The following is a 390-nucleotide window of genomic DNA, read 5'->3' on the forward strand; positions in this document are numbered from 1 at the left end:
ACTAACAAGAAATTCTTCTTCACCTTGTCTCTTTAATTTTCTTATTTTCCTCGCAAGTTGATTCGCTTGTTCATTCAATTCTTTATAAGTCATCGTTCGTCCAGCAAACTGGAGTGCTACCTTGTCTGGTATTCGCTCTACTTGTTTCTCAAATAATTCATGTAATAATGTATTATTATGATTGTCATGTTGAGTTTGATTGAAATCATGAAGGAGTAACTTCTCTTCTTCACGATTTACCATCTCTATTTCCGCTAACTTTATATTAGATGATTCGGTAATTTTTTCTAAAATGGCTAAAAAATGTTCACTCAATCTCTCAATACTATCTTTCTTAAAGAGCTCTGTACTATATTCGAATTGTGCATGTAAGCCCTCTTCCACTTCGGT

Annotated in this window: 1 protein-coding gene; it reads right to left on the minus strand. The window is 33.3% G+C overall.

Annotated elements, in window-relative coordinates; translation table 11 throughout:
* Positions 1–390 (minus strand): condensation domain-containing protein (locus MR107_RS32100; protein ID WP_242293191.1); only part of this gene is annotated, 390 nt, incomplete at both ends.

The sequence above is a fragment of the Bacillus cereus group sp. BfR-BA-01441 genome, from assembly GCF_022663075.1.
Classification (GTDB): Bacteria; Bacillota; Bacilli; order Bacillales; family Bacillaceae_G; genus Bacillus_A; species Bacillus_A cereus.